This is a genomic window from Streptomyces erythrochromogenes (genome assembly GCF_040684695.1).
GTDB lineage: Bacteria > Actinomycetota > Actinomycetes > Streptomycetales > Streptomycetaceae > Streptomyces > Streptomyces erythrochromogenes_C.
In genome coordinates this window covers 164,888-184,090 of sequence record NZ_JBFBGM010000013.1, presented here as the reverse complement: position 1 = coordinate 184,090, position 19,203 = coordinate 164,888, and the positions used below count along the sequence as shown (strand labels likewise).

Genomic DNA, 19,203 nt, shown 5'->3' with positions numbered 1-19,203 from the left:
ATGGCGCCGTGCTGGTCAAGTGGATTCGCTGCACGGTGACGGACCGACGCGGGTTCGAGCGGGGGCAGCGAAAATGGGCGGGGCTGCCGGGCGAGCCGGGTTTCCGGGGGCAGGGCGGCGGTTGGAGCAGAGGCCGGCAGGGGGTGGCGCATGTCTTCGCGTTCTGGGAGAGCCGGTCCTTCTACGACTCCTTCATGGCGCGCTCGCACGACAGACTGGCCGCCGCGCAGCACGGCACCTACACCGACCTTCGGGTCACACTCTTCGACCACCGCTTCGACGTGAAGACCGGCTTCGAGCCGCGCTTCACCGATGCCGACGTGGTCCGGGTGGCGCACACCCGTGTCCGCGAGGGCCGGGTCGACCACTTCGCCCTGATGCAGGAGAAGGTGTGGAACCCGGCCATGGCGGGCTCGCCCGGCATGGTCCGGGGCCTCTTCGGCGAGGCCCCGGGCCGGGAGTTCCTGGTGCTCTCCATGTGGCATGCCGCCGCCGAGCACGGGAAGTACCGGCAGGAACGGGTCGAGCGGCTGTCCCTGCGCGCCCAGCTCCAGGCCGACGTCGAGGCCCTCACCGGTGACGTCGTCGACCTCGAACCGTCCTGGACGGTATGACCGTATGACGAGCGTTCGGCCGACCGGCGTGCCCGGTCGGTCGGCCCGGCGGTGGCCGAATAGGGTCATGGGATGGTTCGACCACGGCGCATCGTCCTTGTCCGACACGGGGAATCGGAGGGGAACGCCGACGACACGGTGTACGAGAGGGAACCCGACCACGCCCTCCGGCTGACCCGGAACGGCCGCGAGCAGGCCGCGGCATCCGGCGTCCGGCTGCGGGAGATCTTCGGCAACGAGACGATCAGCGCGTACGTCTCCCCCTACCGGCGGACCCTCCAGACCTTCCGGGAGCTGGGGCTCGACCCCACGCGGGTCCGGATGCGCGAGGAGCCGCGGCTGCGCGAGCAGGACTGGGGCAACTGGCAGGACCGGGAGGACGTGCGGCTCCAGAAGGCGTACCGGGACGCCTACGGGCACTTCTTCTACCGCTTCGCGCAGGGGGAGTCGGGCGCGGACGTCTACGACCGCGTCGGATCCTTCCTGGAGAGCCTCTACCGCAGTTTCGAGGCCCCGGACCATCCCCAGAACGTGCTGCTGGTGACGCACGGGCTGACGATGCGGCTGTTCTGCATGCGCTGGTTCCACTGGTCGGTGGCCGAATTCGAGTCCCTGTCCAATCCCGGGAACGGCGATTTCCGGATGCTCCTGCTCGGCCCCGACGGCCGGTACCGGATGGACCGCCCGTTTGAGCGCTGGACCACACCTGAGCCCTACGACCTGGACGGCTAGAGTGACCCGCGATGACGCCTGACTCGACTCCCGAACGGCGCTACGCACGCGCCATGGCCAGCCTCCGCGGGCTGGCACTGGGTGATGCCCTCGGCTCCCAGTACTTCGTCCCCGTGAACTACCCGCTGCTCAAGCGGCGCGAACTGCCGTCCGGTACCGAGACGTGGCAGTGGACCGACGACACCGAGATGGCCTGCTCGGTGGTGGCCGTGCTGGCCGCGCACGGGCGGATCGACCAGGACGCGCTCGCGAGCTCCTTCGCCCACCACCACGACTTCGACCGGGGCTACGGGCCCGCGGTGAACCGCATGCTGCGTCTGGTGCGGGAGGGCGAGGACTGGCGCACGCTGGCCGCCGAACTGTTCAACGGGCAGGGCTCGTGGGGCAATGGCGCCGCCATGCGGATCGCACCGTTGGGCGCCTGGTACGCCGACGACCCGGAGCAGGCCACCCACCAGGCGGAGGTCTCCGCCTACACGACCCACCAGCACCGCGAAGCCGTGTGCGGGGCGATGGCCGTCGCCGCGGCGGCCGCGCTGGCCGCCGGTACGGACGCCCCGCCGAAGGCGGCCGATCTGCTGGACGGGGTGATCGCCCTCGTGCCGCGCAGTGCGGTCGGCGCCGGGCTGCGGCGGGCCCGCGACATGCTGGACTACGGCGACGCGACCACCGTCGCCGCCGTGCTGGGCTGCGGACGGCGCACGAGCGCCCACGACACCGTGCCGTTCGCCCTGTGGTCGGCGGCGCGGGCACTGGACGACTACGAGCGGGCGTTCTGGACCACCGCGCAGGTGGGCGGCGACGTGGACACGACCTGCGCGATCGTCGGCGGGGTCCTGGGCGCGCGCGGCGACGCGGTGCTGCCGGCCGAGTGGCTGGCGCAGACCGAAGCCCTGCCGGCCTGGCTGCCCGAGACGGCGGCGTAGCCCTTTCACGGCGCAGCCCCCGCCGCGATGTAGCCCTCTCCAAGGCGCAGCCCCGCCGCGGCGCAGCCCCTCCACCACGGGGATGCGCCCGCGGCGGGCCTCATGTGTACGGGTGGGAGCCCGCGTTCCGATTGTCACGGTCCTGCCACAGCGCGCTTTTGATCCTGTTCAAAACCTCCTGCCGTCGGCCTAATCTGTCCTCATCGCCGCTCCAACCTGAACGCCGGGGCGGCCGACAGGGGAGGGGACCCGATGTCAGAGAACACCGGCGGGGCGCACGAAGCCCGGCCCGAGGCCGCGGCCGACGCAGAGCCCACGACAGGGGATTCGCCCACGCACCCGGCCCCGGCCGGGAACCCGCCCGCCGACGCGGCAGGGCCCCGGCCGGGCGCACACACCGGGCGGCCCGCCTGGCAGCCGCAGCACCACCCCCAGCAACCGCGCCCCTGGGGGCCGCCGGCTCCGAGGCCGCCCGCGAAGCCCTCCTGGGCCACGCTGGTGCGTCCCGCCGAGGCCGCCCCCGTCCGGACCGCGACCCTGGCCGCCGTCCTCGCGTCCGGTCTCGCCGGCGCGCTCCTCCTGGCCGACGGCATGGGCCCCGGCCTGCTCCTCGCGGTGGTGCCCGCCGTCGTCGCCGCGTACGTCGCCGCCCGCGCGGCCGGCCGTACGGCCAGGCCCTGGACGCTGGCCTGGGTGATCGGCTGCATCGCACTCCTCGCGATACCCGCCCTGCGCGACTCCGCCTGGCCGTCCACGCTCGCGATCCTGGCCGCGCTGCTGCTGGGCGCGCTCGCCCTCCACGGCAGCCGCACCTGGCCGGGGGTCTTCCTCAGCCCGCTCGGATTCGTCGACTCCACCGTCTCCGGCACCGCCTGGGTCCTGAAGGGACTGCGCTCGCGCGGAGGGGTAGGCAAGGACCGCTGGCTGCCCGTGGCCAAGGCCGCCGGAGTGGCCGTCGCCCTCCTGGTGCTCTTCGGCGCGCTGTTCGCCTCCGCGGACGCCGCCTTCGCCGATCTGCTGGGCGGCTTGATACCCGACGTGTCGGTCGAGGACGGGCCCATCCGGTTCATGCTCTTCGTCCTCGGCGTGGTGATCGCGATCGCCGCTGCCCGCACCGCCGCCGCCCCGCTGCGCTGGGACCGGATCCGGACGGCCCCGGGCAAGCCGCGCTCCCGGGTCGAATGGGCCCTGCCGCTCATCGTGCTCAACCTGCTCTTCGCCGGGTTCAACGCCGTCCAGCTGGCCGTCCTGTTCGGCGGCTACGACAAGGTCCTGGAGAGCACCGGCCTCAGCTACGCCGAGTACGCCCGCCAGGGGTTCTGGCAGCTGCTCTGGGCCACGCTGCTCACCCTCGCGGTGATCGCGCTCGCCCTGCGCTGGGCCCCGCGCTCCGGGGCGGGCGACCGGCGCTTCGTCCGGATCGTCCTCGGTGTGCTGTGCGCGCTGACGCTCGTGGTGGTCGCGGCCGCGCTGCGCCGCATGGACCTCTACGTGGACGCGTACGGCCTGACCAGGCTGCGGGTCTCGGTGGCCGCGATGGAGCTGTGGCTCGGGCTGGTCATCGTACTGATCATGGCGGCCGGGGTGTTCGGCGCGCGGTGGCTGCCCCGGGCGGTCGCGGGCAGCGCCGCCGCGGCGGTCCTGGCCTTCGGGCTGCTGTCCCCGGACGGCATGGTCGCCGAGCGGAACGTGGCCCGCTTCGAGAAGGACCAGAAGATCGACCTCGCCTACTTCCAGTCCTTGTCGGCGGACGCCGTACCCGCCCTGGACCGGCTGCCCGAGCCCCAGCGGTCCTGCGCCCTGCGCGGCATCAACGACGACATGTCCGGGGCCGGAGACATCCCCTGGTACGCGATGAGCATGGGCGAGTACCGGGCCCGCCAGATCCTGCGCGAGCGCCCGGTGACGGCGTCGTACGAGGTCTGCTCGCGGCTGGGCGCCTTCGGCAGCCGGGTCGAGTACTAGCCGGACGCCGGGACGTCGGGACACCAGGGCCATGGCCGCCAGGGGCAACGGGCATACCGGGGGCATCGGCAGACCGGGCCGGACGCGGGGCACCACCTCCCCGCGTCCGGCCCGCTCCGTGCGGGCGACCGTTCAGGCGGCCGGACCGGCCTTCGCGGCGGCGCCGGCCAGGGCTTCCAGGTCGCTCTTGCGTACCCGGATCACCAGCAGGGCGGTGGCCAGGGCGAGGCCGGCCATCGCCACGGCGGCCATGAACGAGGTGGAGATGCCCTGGGCGAGGACGAGGTCCCCCCAGGGGTCGGGCAGCCGTCCGGTCTGCTGGAAGGCGGCCGCGGCCTGTGGATCCGCCTGGGAGAGGAACGCCGGTACCTGCTTGGTGGCCTCCTCGCGGCTGGCCGTGCCGAAGACGGTGACGAGGATGGACAGGCCGAGCGAGCCGCCGACCTGCTGGCTGGCGTTCAGCAGCCCGGAGGCGGCCCCGGCCTCCTTCGCTTCCACCCCGGAGACGGCGGTCAGGGTCAGCGTCACGAAGTTGAGGCCCATGCCGAAGCCGAACAGGAGCATCGGCCCGAGCACGCCGGAGAGGTAGGAGCTGTCGGTCCGCAGGAGGGTCAGCCAGGCCAGCCCGGTGCCGGTGAGCGCGGACCCGATGACCATGAAGGGCTTGGGGCCGAAGCGCGGCAGGAAGCGCTGCGAGAGGCCGGCGGCGGTGACGATGGCGACCGTGACGGGCAGGAAGCCGAGCCCCGACTGGATCGGGGAGAAGCCCAGCACGTTCTGCACGAACTGGACGATGAAGAAGAACATGCCGAACATCGCCGCGGCGAGGCCGAGCATGATGACGTAGGTGCCGGTGCGGTTGCGGTCGGCGAACATGCGCAGCGGGATGATCGGTTCGCGGGCCTGCGACTCGATGACGACGAAGAGGGCCAGCAGGACCAGGGCGGCGGCGAACGAGCCGAGGGTCAGCGGGTCGCGCCAGCCCTCCTCCGATGCGCGGATGAATCCGTAGACGAGCGAGGCCATGCCGCCGGTGGAGGTGAGGGCGCCGGCGATGTCGAAACGGCCCGGGTGGCGCTCGGACTCGCTGATGTAGAGCGGGGCGAGCACCGCGATCAGCAGGCCGATCGGCACGTTCACGAAGAGCACCCAGCGCCAGTCGAGCCACTCGGTCAGCATGCCGCCCGCCAGCAGGCCGATCGCGCCGCCGCCCGCGGAGACGGCCGCGAACACCCCGAACGCCCGGTTCCGCTCCGGGCCTTCGGCGAAGGTGGTCGTGATCAGGGCGAGCGAGGTGGGGGAGGCGATCGCGCCGCCGACCCCCTGGAGGGCCCGGGCGGCCAGCAGCTGCCACGGTTCCTGGGCGAAGCCGCCGATGAGCGAGGCCACCGTGAAGAGCAGGATTCCGGCCAGGAACACCCGGCGCCGGCCGAGGATGTCGCCGGCCCTGCCGCCGAGCAGCAGCAGTCCGCCGAACGTGAGGGTATAGGCGCTGAGCACCCAGGAGAGGTCGGTGGTGCTGAAGTCGAGCGCGGTCTGGATGTGCGGGAGCGCGATGTTCACGATGGTCGCGTCGAGGACGACCATGAGCTGGCAGGCGGCGATGACGGCGAGCGCCACGCCGGGGCGTCCCTCCCGGCGCGCCGCCCCCGGTATCCGGGGCGCGGCGAGTTGAGAGCTTGTCACTGAGGATCCCCCCAAAGTGAAATAGTGAACGCAGTCGTTCACTATGGGGTCCACGGTAGGAGCCGGGATTAGTGCACGCAAGCGTTCACTAAGGCTGAAAATCTATGCAGCGGCGGCGTCTCGGGCCGGTCGGAGGTGGGGAGATGGTGGGTTCGCGCTGGTCATCGGCGTCGCCGGGGCGCAGGCGGGGTCCCGAACTCGAACGGGCGATTCTCGACGCGGCGTTGAAGCAGCTGAGTACCGTCGGGTGGAACGCGCTGACCATGGAGGGTGTCGCGGCCGGTGCGCAGACCGGCAAGGCCGCGCTCTACCGGCGCTGGCCCTCGAAGGCCGACCTCGTGGCCGACGCGCTGCGGACCGGCCTGCCGGAGATCGGTGAGATTCCCGACTCCGGCTCCATCCGCGACGACCTCTACCTGCTGTGCGCGCGCACGAGGGACGTCATGCACTCGCGGGCCGGGCAGGCCCTCTGGTCGGTGCTTCACGAATGCGATCACCTGACTGCGGAGCGCTTCCACGGGGTCATCTGGTCCGGGCTGCAGGAGCCCGCCCAGCGCCTGATCAGGGAGCTTGTGCTGCGTGGAATCGAGCGGGGTGACGTGCGACCGGATGCTAGTGGTCCGTTTGTCGTGGATGTCATTCCGGCGATGCTGATGTACCGCGCCAAGGTGTGCGGAAGCGAATGGGAGGATGCCGACCTTGCCGGGTTGATCGACGAGGTGATGGTGCCGCTGCTCAGGGTGTGAGACGGGGAGGGGCGGCCGGGGGAGGGCCCGGGCGGGGTCCGCGGCCGATCGGATGCCGGTCGGACCGGGGCGGGGGTGTGCAGTGGGCCCGGGGCGGCGTAACCTTGCTGGCGCCATGCCGTACGAAGCACCCACCCACACCGTCGAGCGCTCCCTCCGTGCAACCACCGGCGCCAAGGTCATCGCCGGGGTCGACGAAGTCGGACGAGGGGCCTGGGCCGGTCCCGTCACCGTGTGTGCGGCGATCACGGGCCTGCGCCGGCCGCCCGCCGGGCTCACCGACTCCAAACTGCTCACCCCCAAACGACGCGACGCTCTGCTCGACGTCCTGGAGGACTGGGTCACCGCGTACGCGCTCGGGCATTCCACGCCCGAGGAGATCGACGAACTGGGTATGACGGCCGCCCTGCGGCTCGCCGCGGAGCGCGCGCTGCAGGCCCTGCCGGTGCGGCCCGACGCGGTGATACTCGACGGCAAGCACGACTATCTCGGCCCGCCCTGGCGGGTTCGTACGGTGATCAAGGGCGACCAGTCCTGCATCGCCGTCGCCGCGGCTTCGGTGATCGCCAAGGTCCGACGCGACCGCATGATGGCCGAACTCGGCGAACAGGGCGGCGGAATCGAGGACTTCGCTTTCGCCGCCAACGCCGGATACCCCTCGCCCGTGCACCGGGCGGCCCTGGAGGAGCGGGGGCCCACCCCCTACCACCGGCTCTCGTGGTCGTACCTCGACGCGCTGCCCCGATGGCGCCACCTGAAGAAGGTGCGCCGCAGCGAGGAGTCGGTGGAGCTGGAAAACGGAGGCCAACTCGGCTTCGATTTCTGATCGCACCCATGTGCCACCGGCCGGTACGTTTCGTACCGGTGTTTGATAGACATCAACTCATGCCTCTCACCCCCGCCATCGAGGAGCCTCAGATTCACGAGAGTGCCCAGGGTCCCCGCGTCACGCCGGCCGCGAGCCGCACCGCGCAGACCCCCCGCCCCGTACCTGGTCCGCGTCCTGCCGCAGTCCCGCGGCCCGGCCGCCCCGGTCCCGCCCGGCCCGCACCCCCCGCGCAGCGCGCGGCGCAGACCGGCACCGGACCCGTTCCCGCAGCCCCCACCGCACCGTCCGTCTCCTCGGCGGTGCCGCAGATCCAGCTGATCCCCGCGTCCGCCGAGGGTGCGCTGGACGCGGCCGAAGAGGCCGTGGACCTGCTGCTCGACACCGGGCGCGCGCCCGGCGACATCCTGGTGCTCACCACCGGCGACCCGCACCCGTGGGCCGCTCACGAGCTGTCCTTCGGCGAGGCCGCGTACTGGGCCCTGCACGACGCCGGGGACGACGTCTTCTACGCAGACGCGGCGCAGGTCGAACGTGCCGCCGGCCGTCCCGTCGTGGTCTTCGCCGTCAACGGCGGTTCCGTCGACACCGTCGCGGGCTCCCTGCCGGTCGCGGTCACCCGGGCGGGTGCACTGCTGATCGTGTGCGGTGACGCGAAGCAGATCAACTCCGTGCTGGGTGCGGGCGTCTGACGCCCTGTACCCCGGCACGGGCGAGGGGCGGGGCGGGCGCTGAGCCGGCCCCGCTGAAGCCCGGGCCGAGACCTGGGCCGAGGTTCGAGCCGTGGCCCGAGCCGACGCCCGCGCGGATGCCCGAGGCCTGATCCGCCGTACGCCCGGTTCCGGGTGTACGGCTGTGAGGCCTGCCCGCGGGCAGGCCGCGCGCCGTGGACGAGGGCCGGACGGGTCCGGGCGCCGGGTACGGGCTTCAGCGCGCGGCGGTCCGGCGCAGGGCCCCGACGGAGCCGCCACCGGTGTGCAGGGCGAGCGGAGCGAACTCGGCCACGGTGTCGCCGAGCCGCTGCGGCCGCGAGTCCGAGCTGGGCCGTCGGCCACCACGCCCTTCGCCCAGCACCTGCCAGCCGTCGCGGGTCAGCGTGATGTACGCGCCGCAGCGCAGCCCGTGCAACGTGCAGGCGTCCCGCAGCCCCCACATCCACGCCCCGTCCTCCGGGGTCCACCTCTCGTCGCCCTCGCGGCAGTAGAGCAGGACGGCAGTCCGCACCGGGGTCCTTCGCCGCAGGTCGTGCGGGAGGACCCGGCGCAGCCGGGACAGCAGGGCGTTGCGGTACTCCCAGCCGTCGGCCGACGCCGAGCGCTGCACGAAGGAAGCACTCGCCACGAGCTCCTCCTCCGGGCCGAGGACGGCGATCACCGCGGTCGTGGGCACCGGGCTGTGCCGGGAGTGCAGCCCGCTGACGACCTCGCGCGGATTGCGCAGCAGGGGAATGCCCGCCGACATCCACTCGGAGGGTTCCAGCAGCCTGCCGTGCCGGCTCGCACCGCCGGTGGCCGTTACCAGGGACGAGGTCGAAGGCGGCGTGAATCCGAAGGTCACGTTCCTCCCTTCGGGTACACGCCCGCGGACGGGCACGGCTGGAGTCGGGGCGCGCCGCAGCGCGGCCCAGGAGGGTGCCGGGGAGCCGAGCGGGAGCACTCCAATTCTCGCGTGGCTTCGGAGCATGCGGCAACGAGCAATTGACGCCGCCGACCGGAATTCGCCGGTATGCCGTTCATATCCTTGCCCCGCCACGCCGAGAATGACGCATGCGGTCACCCCTGGAGCGCCAGCACCAGCGGGAACACCTCCTTTGAGCCTGCGCGTCGCAGGAGTCGGGCGGCCACAGCGAGTGTCCAGCCGCTCTCGGCACGGTCGTCCACGAGGAGCACCGGGCCGGGATTCTCCGCCAGTGCCGCCGCCAGCTCCTGCGGCACGGCCAGGGCTTCGTGGAGACCGCGGACCCGCTGCGCGCTGTTGGACGAGGCCAGCCCGAACTCGGGGACCCGGTCGGTGTAGGAGATCGTGCCGAGCAGGGGCATCCGCCCGACCTCGGCGATCCGCGCGGCCAGCGAACCGACCAGGCGGGGGCGGCTGCGCGAGGGCAGCGCGACCACGCCCACCGGACGTTCCGGCGCGTCGGAGGCGCCGGAGGCCCAACCGCCGGGGCCCCGGGCCCAGTCGGCGAGGACCGCGACCGCGGCCTGCGTGACGTCGTCCGGAACCGGCTGGTCGGGAGCCTGCGGAGCGAGCATCGGGCGCAGCCGGTTGCCCCAGCCGATGTCGGACAGCCGTCCGAGGGCCCGGCCGGTCGAGGCCTGCTCCCCGGCGGGGATCCGCCCCTTGAGGTCGACACCGACCGCGGCGAGTCCCGTCGGCCACATCTTGCGCGGCTCCAACTCCACGCCGGGGCGGCCCAGCTCGCCGCGCGCGGTGTCCAGCGCGGTGGTGGAGACCTCGGCCGCGAACCGGGCCCCGGCGCAGTTGTCGCAGCGGCCGCAGGGCGCGGCCTCCTCGTCGTCGAGCTGCCGGCGCAGGAACTCCATCCGGCACCCCGTGGTCGCCGCGTAGTCGCGCATGGCCTGCTGCTCGGCGGCCCGCTGGCGGGCCACCCAGGCATAGCGCTCGGCGTCGTAGGCCCATGGCTCGCCCGTCGAGGTCCAGCCGCCCTTGACGCGGTGCACGGCGCCGTCCACGTCGAGGACCTTGAGCATGGTCTCCAGCCGGGTGCGACGCAGGTCGACCAGCGGCTCCAGGGCGGGCAGCGACATCGGGCGCCCCGCGTGGGCCAGGACGTCGAGGGTGCGGCGCACCTGCTCCTCCGGCGGGAAGGCGACCGACGCGAAGTACTGCCAGATCGCCTCGTCCTCCCGGCCGGGCAGCAGCAGCACCTCCGCGTGCTCCACGCCGCGGCCCGCACGACCGACCTGCTGGTAGTAGGCGATGGGCGAGGACGGCGACCCCAGGTGCACCACGAACCCCAGGTCGGGCTTGTCGAATCCCATCCCCAGGGCGGAGGTGGCCACCAGGGCCTTGACCCGGTTCGCCTGCAGGTCGTCCTCGGCCTGCTGGCGGTCCGCGTTCTCCGTCTTGCCGGTGTACGAGGACACCGTGTGCCCGCGGTGGCGCAGGTACGTGGTGACCTCCTCGGCCGCGGCCACCGTCAGCGTGTAGATGATCCCGGAGCCGGGCAGCTCGCCGAGGTGGTCCGCGAGCCAGGCCAGCCGGTGCGCCGCGTCGGGCAGGGTCAGGACCGCCAGGCTGAGGCTCTCGCGGTCCAGCGGGCCGCGGAGCACCAGCGCGTCCGTGCCGGCTCCGGTGCCCAGCTGCTCGGCGACGTCGGCGGTCACGCGGGCGTTGGCCGTGGCGGTGGTGGCGAGGACCGGGACGCCCGGCGGGAGGTCGGCCAGCATGGTGCGCAGCCGGCGGTAGTCGGGGCGGAAGTCGTGCCCCCAGTCGGAGATGCAGTGCGCCTCGTCCACCACGAGCAGGCCGGTGGCCGCCGAGAGCTTGGGCAGCACCTGGTCGCGGAAGTCCGGGTTGTTGAGCCGCTCCGGGCTCACCAGCAGGACGTCGACCTCGCCCGCGGCGACCTCGGCCTGGATCCCCTCCCACTCCTCGGGGTTGGCGGAGTTGATGGTGCGGGCGCGGATGCCCGCCCGTGCCGCGGCCTCGACCTGATTGCGCATCAGCGCGAGGAGGGGGGAGACGATCACGGTCGGGCCGGCGCCCGCCGCACGCAGCAGCGAGGTCGCGACGAAGTACACGGCGGACTTGCCCCAGCCCGTGCGCTGGACCACGAGCGCCCGCCGCTTGTGCGCGACGAGGGCCTCGATCGCGAGCCACTGGTCCTCGCGCAGCCGGGCGGTGCCCGTGGGATCCCCCACGAGGCGGGCGAGTACGGAGTCGGCCGAGGACCTCAGGTCTGCGTTCATGCCCCCATGCAACCCGATGCCTCCGACATCGCGCCAATGCTGCCCGACCCGTGTGGAAGTTGAAGCATCAACACTTATCCACAGGGCTTTCGGGATCGGATCATGCGCGGGACCTTCGTGGCATGACGAACAACAGCGAATCCCGTCGCCCGTCCGACCGGTCCTTCATCAGCCCGGCCGGAACCAGCGGCGAACCCCAGATCACCCTGCGCAGCCCGGCCGAACTGGCCGACGCGCTGCCCTACATGCTCGGTTTCCACCCCTCCGACTCCCTCGTCATGGTCGCGGTGCACGGCGAGGGCGGGCGCTTCGGCGGCCGGCTCCGCGTCGGCATCCCCACCGCTCCCGCCGAATGGGAGGACACCGCCCGACAGGTCGCGGACTGCCTCATCCGGGGCAGCGAACGACGCGGCGTCAAGCCCGACGGCATCGTCGTCTACCTCTGCCAGGAGCCGCGCGGGCAGGAGGACGGCCGGGGCGTGATGACCCGGCTGCGGCCGTTCGCCCAGCGGATCCGGCTGGCCTGCGGCGCGCTGGACGTGCCGGTGCTGGAGGCCCTGTGCCTGTCGGACGGCCGCTTCTGGTCCTACGTCTGCCCCGACGAGCGGTGCTGCCCGGCCGAGGGCAGCCCGCTCGCCCCGGTCGGCACCTCGGTGATGGCCGCGGCCGCGACCTTCGCCGGGCTCCAGGTCCGGGGCTCCCTCGAAGAGATCGAAGGCAGGCTGGCGCCGCTGCGCGGGGCCGTGGCGCAGGAGGCGGAGCGGGCCCTGGACCGGGCGGCCGCCGCCCTGATGCCGAGGATCCTCCACGGCGCCACCCGGGAGGAGGTCGGCACCGAGACCATCACGCTGGCGCAGTCCCTCATGCGGCGCATGACCCTGGCGCCGCCCGTCGAGAGCGGCGCCCAGGGCGACGACTGGGACGACGCGCTGCTCGGCCACGACGAGGCCGCCTCACTCATCCTCGGGCTCCAGGACCGCGAAGTCCGCGACATCGCGGCCGAGTGGATGGAGGGCGAGGAAGCGGCCCCCGCCCTTCGCCTGTGGCGGGCGCTGGCCCGCCGCTGCGTCGGCGCCTATGTCGAGCACGCCGCTGCCCCTCTCACCCTGGCCGGCTGGGTCTCCTGGTCCACCGGAGACGAGCCGACCGCCCGGATCGCCCTCGGCCTGGCCCTGCGGGCCGACGCCGAATACCGCTTCGCCCAGCTGCTCCACCACGCCTGCAACGAGGGCATCGACCCCGAGGGGCTGCGGCAGTGCCTCAGGCAGGAGCGGCGCCGCAGGGAACCCAGGAACAGCAGGTCCTCCGCCCCCACCCGCCCGCCCGGCCGACGGGGCCGTACGGCGCCGCGCCGCGGATCCCGGCGCACCGCGGGGAGCGGGCAGTGAGCGCGCGCCGGCCGCCGTGCCGCCGCCCCGTGCTGCCGCCGCCAGGCGCCCCGACCGCCGTCCGGCGCGGCGGGTTCACTCCCCGCCGCGACCGGCCGGAGCCGCGGCCCGTGACCCGGGCGGGGGCGGGGGCGTTCAGCTGGGGGGAGGTGCCGCCCCGGCCGCGCCGCCGCCCAGCTGAACCCACCGGAGCGCAGACAAGGCGACACATGTCTCACCCCGCACCTCCCCGTCCGACCGCCGTGCCCGCCGCCCGCCGGCCCGAGCTGCCACCCGTGCACGGCGCCGTCATCTGCGTCGCCGCGCCCAGCCTGGTCATCTCGCCGGAACACGGCCAGCTGACCGGGCAGGGGATCGACGGGATCTACCGCTCCGGCCGCAGGCTGCTCTCCCGGTGCGTACTGCGCGTCGGCGGCCGCGACCCCGTCGCCGTCCAGGGGCGCAGCCTCGGGGCCGACCGGGCCGCCTTCACCGCCACCGTGCGCACCGGCGCCGAACCGGGACCCGACCCGGACATCGGAGTGGAACGCGTCCGCCACGCCGACGGCACCGAGCGGATCACCCTGCGCAGCTTCACGGGCCGGCCGGTACGACTCCCCGTGGAGGTACTGCTCGGCACCGACCTGGCGGAACTGGCCGAAGTGGCCGCAGGCCGGGCCGGGCCGGAGCTGCCCGCCGGGGTGCACGCGGCCGGCCTGCGCTGGAGCACCGGCGCGGCACAGGCCGTCACCGCGGCGGAGCCGGCGCCCGACGACGCCGTGGCCTCGGCAGGCCTGCTGCGCTGGCAGCTCGACCTGGGGCCCGGGGAATCGCGCACCATCGAGCTGCGGACCACGCACGACCGGGTGGTCCGGGCCTCCGCAGGCCAGGTGGCGAACCCGCTGGCCGACGCCCGGGCCGAAGGGGACGACCCGAGGGCCGAGGCGTGGTTCCGCACCAGCGTCGAGGATCTGGGCGCGCTGCTCTCACGAGACCCCGGAGAGCCGGCCGACGCCTTCGCGGCGGCCGGGGTGCCCTGGCGGCTGGGCCTGGCACCGGCGGAGTCGCTCTGGGCCGCCCGCATGGCGCTGCCGCTGGGGACCGGGCTCGCCGCCGCCACGCTGCGCATCCTCGCCCGGACGCAGACCGAGGGTCCCGGGGCCGAGGCCGGGAAGATCCCGGGGCCCCTGCGCGGGGCGGGTCCGCAGCTCCCACCCGCGTGCACCGGCACCGAGGCCACCCTCGCCTTCCCCGCGGTGCTCGCCGAAGCCCGCCTCTGGGGCATGCCGGAGGAGGACGTCGCCCGACTGCTACCGGCCGCCGAACGGTGCCTCGACTGGCTGCGCGGCGCCCTTGGGAAGGACGGCTTCCTGGCCGATCCCGAGCCCGGTCCGCGGCGCTGCGAGACCCAGGCCCACGCGCACCGGGCTGCCGTGCTCGGCGCGGACCTCCTCGCCGGATGCGGACGACCCGGAGCCGAGGAATGGCAGGAGCGGGCGGCCGCGCTGCGGGAGCGGTTCCGGGAGGGGTTCTGGATCGACGGCCCGGACGGCGGCCGGCCGGCTGCCGCCCTCCATCCCGACGGGCGGCCGCTGCCACGCCTGACCGGAGCCGGTGCCCATCTGCTCGACACCGGGCTGCTCGGCGGCGGCCGGCTCGCGCCCGGGCTTCTCGACCGGATCCGCACCGAGCAGCTGGCCCGGCTGTTCGGAGCCCCCGCCATGGACTGCGGATGGGGACTGCGGAGCATGGCCCTCAAGGAACCCGGACACAACCCGTTCGGCCACCGCTCGGGCGCGGTGCGGGCGTACGAGAGCGCGGTGGCCGTGTCCGGCCTGGCCGCGGCGGGATTCCAGAAGGAGGCGTCCGGCCTGCTCAGAGGCCTCCTGGACGCTGCTGAGGCCTTCGGGTACCGGCTGCCGGAGATGTTCGCCGCGGAACAGCGGACCGCGGGCAGCGTCCCCATCCCGCACCCGGCGGCCTGCCGCCCCGCCGCCGTGGCCGCGGCCGCCGGGGTCCACGTGCTGACGGCCCTCGCCGGAATCCGCCCCGACGCCCCCGCGGGGACCGTCGCGCTCGTCCCCCTGCCCGGCGCTCCCCTCGGAGCGATCCGGCTCGCGGGCCTGCGGGTGGCGGGCGAACCCTTTGCCGTCCGGGTCAGCCGGCTCGGCCTCGGCATGGTGGAGGAGGCCGCGGATGCGCTCCAACTGGGAGGCTGAACCGGCCGAAGGTCCGCGCCCGGTGCGCACTCTGCCGGGCCGGCTCGGGCTCGCGCGCCGCGGACATCGCCGGCCGCGCCCGCCCGGCGCACCCGTCGGCCTGCGGGCCGTTGGCTTCAAGGTCACCAAAGCGCTGTTTATCGTCAGGCAGACGACTATGATCGCGGCATGTCGCCCTACGACCCGTCGGCCTATCCGCCCTTCGCAGTCACCGTCGACCTGGTCGTGCTCACCGTGCGGCGCCACGCGCTCTGCGCGCTGGTCGTCCGGCGGGGTGAGCAGCCGTTCCAGGGCCGCTGGGCGCTGCCCGGCGGATTCGTCCGCGGGGACGAGGATCTCGCGGCCGCCGCCGCCAGAGAGCTCGCCGAGGAAACCGGCCTGTGCGCGCACGACCCCGCCATGCCGGGCGCGGGCAACGGGGCGCACCTCGAACAGCTGGCCACCTACGGCGACCCGAAGCGCGATCCGCGGATGCGGGTCGTCAGCGTGGCGCATCTGGTGCTGGCTCCGGACCTCCCCGCGCCGCGGGCGGGCGGCGACGCCAACAGCGCGCGCTGGGCCCCCGTCGACGAGGTGCTGGCCGTCGGCGACGAGAGCTCGGCCGGGCTCGCCTTCGACCACGCGCAGATCCTTGCCGACGGTGTGGAGCGGGCCCGCTCGAAGATCGAGTACTCCTCGCTGGCCACCGCCTTCTGCCCGCCGGAGTTCACCGTCGGAGAGCTGCGCCGGGTGTACGAGGCCGTCTGGGGAGTGGCTCTGGACCCGCGCAACTTCCACCGCAAGGTCACCGGCACCCCCGGGTTCCTGGTGCCGGCCGGCGGGACGACGACCCGTCAGGGCGGCCGGCCCGCCCAGCTGTTCCGCGCGGGCGGGGCGACCCTCCTCAATCCGCCGATGCTGCGCCCGGAGGTCTGACGCCGCGGGACACCCGCCGCCCTCGCCGCCCGTGCCGCATGCGCCGGCGGGCGATCCGAACTCCCGGACAGGGGTGAACCTCGCGGAACGATGGGCATTCCATCGGACCGGTTGCGCCGAAAATCGGACATATCGCGCTACCTTGCTTGCGGTACCCACGCTGCCGCAAAGCGGTCTCACACCCCGCGAGGGAAGCGATGCTCCAGGCCATCGGACTCACCAGCAAGCCACGTTCCGGCGCCGCGCCGCTCGTGGACGACCTCACCCTCGAGGCCCGCCCGGGGCATGTGACCGCCCTGCTCGGCGAGCCGGGATCGGGCAAGACGACCGCCCTGCGGCTCATGCTCGAACTCGAACCGGGCCGCGGCGTCACCTATTTCCGCGGCCGCCCGCTGCACCGGATCCCGCATCCCGGCCGTGAGGTCGGGGTGGTGCTCGGGGACGTCCCCGGCAACCCGGCGCGGACCGTCCGCAACCAGCTGCGGATGCTCTGCGCAGCCGCCGGGGTGCCGGCCTCCCGGGCCGACACCATGCTCGAGGTCGTCGGCATCGCGGGCCTGCGGGACCAGCGCCTCGGCTCGCTGTCGCTCGGCATGGAGCGCAGGGTCGCGCTGGCCTCGGCGCTGCTCGGCGATCCCTGCACCCTCCTCCTCGACGAGCCCGCCGCAGGACTCTCCCCCCGCGAACGCGGCTGGCTGTACGGGCTGCTGCGCGGCCACGCCTCCCTCGGCGGAGCCGTGCTCTTCACCACCGCCGATGCCAAGGAGGCGGCCCGCAGCGCCGACCGGGTCGTCAGCATCGAGGCCGGCCGCCTCGTCGCCGACCAGGAGGCCACGGAGTTCGCGCGGACCCGGCTGCGCCCCAGGGTCGCCGTGCGCACCCCGCACGCCGCCCGGCTGGCCGACGTACTGGGACGGGAAGCCCGCGCTGCCCAGCGGGCGGTGGAGATCGTCGAGGAGAGCGGCAGCCGGCTGTCGGTGTACGGCAGCAACTGCGCCGAGGTCGGCGAGGCGGCGTTCCGCCACGGCGTACTGGTCCACCAGCTCGCCGACGAGACCGGCGATGCCGGCGCGTCGACGGCGCCGGTCCCGCACGCCCGCGCCGCGGCAGCGGGCACGGCGGCCGCCGGCGCGGCGGCGGAACCCGCCGAGGTCCCGGGCGGGCCCGGCCGGCGCACCCGCTCCCAGCCGCCGCCCTCGGCCGTGCGGCGCGTGGGCGGGCCGCTGCGGCCCCTGCGCTACGAGCTGCTCCGCGTCTTCGGCACCGCCACCCCGGTCCTGACCACCGCTCTCGTCGTCGTGGTCTCCGTCCTCACCGCTCTGGTGCTCGCCCGGGCCGGTCAGAGCCCGCAGAGCCGGCTGCTTGCCGCCTGGCCCGAGCTGCTGCCGCTGCCACCCGCCGCGCTGGGCGCGGGACTGCTCGGCGCCCTGGCCTTCGGCGAGGAGTACCGCTACCCCGCCCTCGCCGCCGACCGGGGCACCGTGCCCCGCCGACTGGGGCTGCTCACCGCGAAACTCGGCGTCTGCGCCGCCCTCGCCCTGATGCTGGGCGCCCTGGTGGTGACCGCCGACGCCGCCGCGCTGGCGCTCGTCTTCGACAGCGGCCCCCTGCGCGTCCCGTCGGAGTGGCTCTCCCCGGCGGCGAGTTGGGCCGGCCTGCTGATCGGCTGCGCCTGGGCCGGCGTACTGGCCTCCGGCGTCTTCCGGTCCGCCACCGCGGGACTGGCGGCGGTGCTCGCCGTACCCGTGGGAGTGGTTCCGCTGGTGCGCAAGGCGCTGGAGGGATCCTCCGCGTACCCGGTGACCGGACTGGGGCCCCGGCTGCGCGGCCTGTCCTGGGTGCAGTGGCCGCCCGAGTTGGACCGCCTGCTGGTGGGGGTCCTGCGGGTGATCACCCAACCCGTCGCCACCGCTCTGGTGCTGTCGCTGATGGTCCTGTTGTGCGCCTATGGGTTCACCGGACTGCGCAGCAGGGTCCGTTGGTGATCGTTCCGGTGCGGGAGCGGTCACGGACGGGACCGTTGCCGTCCATGTCGCGTCAAGCGGACCGCAACTCCACGCAATAGGCCCGGTTCTTTACGATAAGTCGTCAATTGCGTAGGTGGCACCGATCACCCTTTCGTGTGCTTTTCACCAAAGACCTCAAGGGTCATGGAGGCACGACCGACAAAGGATTCGTGAGTACCCTTGCGCACACCATGATGACCGCCGCCCGCCATGCCGACTCCGGCCTCGCCGGCGCGGGCGAACTCGACCGCTACCCCTACCCGGAGGCCCCCGGGTCCGACCGCGTCGGAGCACCCCACTGGGACGGCGCCGACGTCGAGTTGAGCCGCGTGGGCCGCCGCGCGGCCGGCAGCCGCGGCCGCGGCCTGCACGGCCAACTCGTCCAGCAGCTCGGCCAGATGATCGTCTCCGGCGACCTCGGCGCGGACCGCCCCCTGGTCCCCGAGGAGATCGGCCAGCGCTTCGAGGTCTCCCGTACGGTCGTCCGCGAATCGCTGCGGGTTCTCGAGGCCAAGGGCCTCGTCAGCGCCCGCCCCAACGTCGGCACCCGGGTCCGCCCCGTCGCCGACTGGAACCTGCTCGACCCCGACATCATCGAGTGGCGCGCCTTCGGGCCGCAGCGCGACGACCAGCGCCGCGAGCTCGGCGAACTGCGCTGGACGATCGAGCCGCTCGCCGCCCGCCTGGCCGCCGGCCACGGCCGCCCGGACATCCAGCAGCGCCTGGCCGACATGGTCGAGATCATGGGCCACGCCCTCGGGCAGGGCGACTCGATCACCTTCGCGCGCGCCGACAACGAGTTCCATGCGCTCCTCATCCAGGTCGCCGGCAACCGCATGCTGGAGCACCTCTCCGGCATCGTCTCCGCCGCTCTCCAGGTCTCCGGCAGCCCGATGACCTCCTGCGACCGCCCGAGCGAGACCTGCGTCGCGCACCACGCACGGATGGTCGAGGCCCTCGCCGCGGGCGACGCGGTGGGCGCCGAGAGCGCGATGCGCCAGCTCCTGACGGTTCATCCGGAGGTCGAGCGCGTGGTTCCCGCCCCGCGCGAGCACTGACGGGCGGGTGCGCGGGGGTGTACGAGACGTCGCCGGGCCCGGCCGGGCCCGGCGACACCGGCGTGCGGGGCCCGTCCCTCTTCCGGACCCCCTCCGGAGCCGTCGCGGCCCTTTCGGAACCGAGGGGTGCGACCGTATGACCGGCAGCCGCGCATACGGGGTGTGACTCGGGCCACGAAGATTGGGCGTAACGCTCCGCGAGGTCGCGCGA

The 19,203-nt window shown here is 73.9% G+C and carries 15 protein-coding genes; 12 read left to right on the top strand and 3 right to left on the bottom strand.

What is annotated here, in order from left to right; genetic code table 11:
* Window positions 1-8: 8 nt before the first annotated feature.
* From AB0O53_RS20725 to AB0O53_RS20710, 4 genes are all read left to right on the top strand, one after another.
* Window positions 9-614 (top strand): YdbC family protein, encoded by a 606-nt coding sequence (locus tag AB0O53_RS20725; protein WP_351000791.1) that lies wholly within the window; start codon window positions 9-11, stop codon window positions 612-614.
* 72 nt (window positions 615-686) lie between these two features.
* On the top strand, window positions 687-1,346 hold the full coding sequence (locus tag AB0O53_RS20720; RefSeq protein ID WP_365197303.1) for a histidine phosphatase family protein: 660 nt from the start codon (window positions 687-689) through the stop codon (window positions 1,344-1,346).
* Window positions 1,347-1,357: 11 nt separating this feature from the next.
* Window positions 1,358-2,272, top strand: coding sequence for an ADP-ribosylglycohydrolase family protein (locus tag AB0O53_RS20715; protein WP_365197301.1), 915 nt, complete (start codon window positions 1,358-1,360; stop codon window positions 2,270-2,272).
* Between the two features lie 252 nt (window positions 2,273-2,524).
* Window positions 2,525-4,237 (top strand): DUF4153 domain-containing protein, encoded by a 1,713-nt coding sequence (locus AB0O53_RS20710; protein ID WP_351000782.1) that lies wholly within the window; start codon window positions 2,525-2,527, stop codon window positions 4,235-4,237.
* Between the two features lie 132 nt (window positions 4,238-4,369).
* On the opposite strand, the gene AB0O53_RS20705 is transcribed toward AB0O53_RS20710, so the two are convergent.
* Window positions 4,370-5,923: an MFS transporter gene (locus AB0O53_RS20705; RefSeq protein ID WP_365197297.1), complete on the bottom strand. Its 1,554-nt coding sequence runs from the start codon at window positions 5,921-5,923 to the stop codon at window positions 4,370-4,372.
* 143 nt (window positions 5,924-6,066) lie between these two features.
* Here AB0O53_RS20705 and AB0O53_RS20700 point away from each other — a divergent pair, with 143 nt between their 5' ends.
* The 3 genes from AB0O53_RS20700 (at window position 6,067) to AB0O53_RS20690 (ending at window position 8,187) form a co-directional block, all read left to right on the top strand.
* Complete coding sequence (locus AB0O53_RS20700) at window positions 6,067-6,669, top strand: TetR/AcrR family transcriptional regulator (RefSeq protein ID WP_365197294.1); 603 nt, start codon at window positions 6,067-6,069, stop codon at window positions 6,667-6,669.
* A gap of 115 nt (window positions 6,670-6,784) precedes the next feature.
* Window positions 6,785-7,495, top strand: a complete 711-nt coding sequence (gene rnhB / locus AB0O53_RS20695) for a ribonuclease HII (protein ID WP_351000773.1) — start codon at window positions 6,785-6,787, stop codon at window positions 7,493-7,495.
* Between the two features lie 59 nt (window positions 7,496-7,554).
* A complete protein-coding gene (locus tag AB0O53_RS20690) occupies window positions 7,555-8,187 on the top strand; it encodes a hypothetical protein (RefSeq protein WP_365197291.1) in 633 nt (210 codons plus the stop codon).
* Window positions 8,188-8,422: 235 nt separating this feature from the next.
* Here the strand turns inward: AB0O53_RS20690 and AB0O53_RS20685 are convergent, their stop codons facing one another.
* Together AB0O53_RS20685 and AB0O53_RS20680 are read right to left on the bottom strand one after the other, a co-directional pair.
* A complete protein-coding gene (locus tag AB0O53_RS20685; protein ID WP_365197288.1) occupies window positions 8,423-9,052 on the bottom strand; it encodes a hypothetical protein in 630 nt (209 codons plus the stop codon).
* A 215-nt stretch (window positions 9,053-9,267) separates the two neighbouring features.
* Window positions 9,268-11,427, bottom strand: a complete 2,160-nt coding sequence (locus tag AB0O53_RS20680; protein ID WP_365197285.1) for a RecQ family ATP-dependent DNA helicase — start codon at window positions 11,425-11,427, stop codon at window positions 9,268-9,270.
* A gap of 122 nt (window positions 11,428-11,549) precedes the next feature.
* On the opposite strand from AB0O53_RS20680, the gene AB0O53_RS20675 reads away from it, so the two are divergent.
* From AB0O53_RS20675 to AB0O53_RS20655, 5 genes are all read left to right on the top strand, one after another.
* Window positions 11,550-12,815: a DUF4192 domain-containing protein gene (locus tag AB0O53_RS20675; protein WP_351000761.1), complete on the top strand. Its 1,266-nt coding sequence runs from the start codon at window positions 11,550-11,552 to the stop codon at window positions 12,813-12,815.
* Between the two features lie 209 nt (window positions 12,816-13,024).
* The gene (locus tag AB0O53_RS20670; protein WP_351000758.1) at window positions 13,025-15,013 is read left to right on the top strand and encodes an amylo-alpha-1,6-glucosidase; all 1,989 of its coding nucleotides are present in this window, start codon (window positions 13,025-13,027) and stop codon (window positions 15,011-15,013) included.
* Window positions 15,014-15,181: 168 nt separating this feature from the next.
* Window positions 15,182-15,928, top strand: coding sequence for an NUDIX hydrolase (locus AB0O53_RS20665; RefSeq protein WP_351000755.1), 747 nt, complete (start codon window positions 15,182-15,184; stop codon window positions 15,926-15,928).
* Between the two features lie 197 nt (window positions 15,929-16,125).
* Window positions 16,126-17,913 carry an ATP-binding cassette domain-containing protein gene (locus tag AB0O53_RS20660; protein ID WP_351000753.1) on the top strand — a complete coding sequence of 596 codons (1,788 nt, stop codon included), beginning with the start codon at window positions 16,126-16,128 and terminating at the stop codon, window positions 17,911-17,913.
* Between the two features lie 137 nt (window positions 17,914-18,050).
* Window positions 18,051-18,992: a FadR/GntR family transcriptional regulator gene (locus AB0O53_RS20655; RefSeq protein WP_351000751.1), complete on the top strand. Its 942-nt coding sequence runs from the start codon at window positions 18,051-18,053 to the stop codon at window positions 18,990-18,992.
* Window positions 18,993-19,203 lie beyond the last annotated feature (211 nt).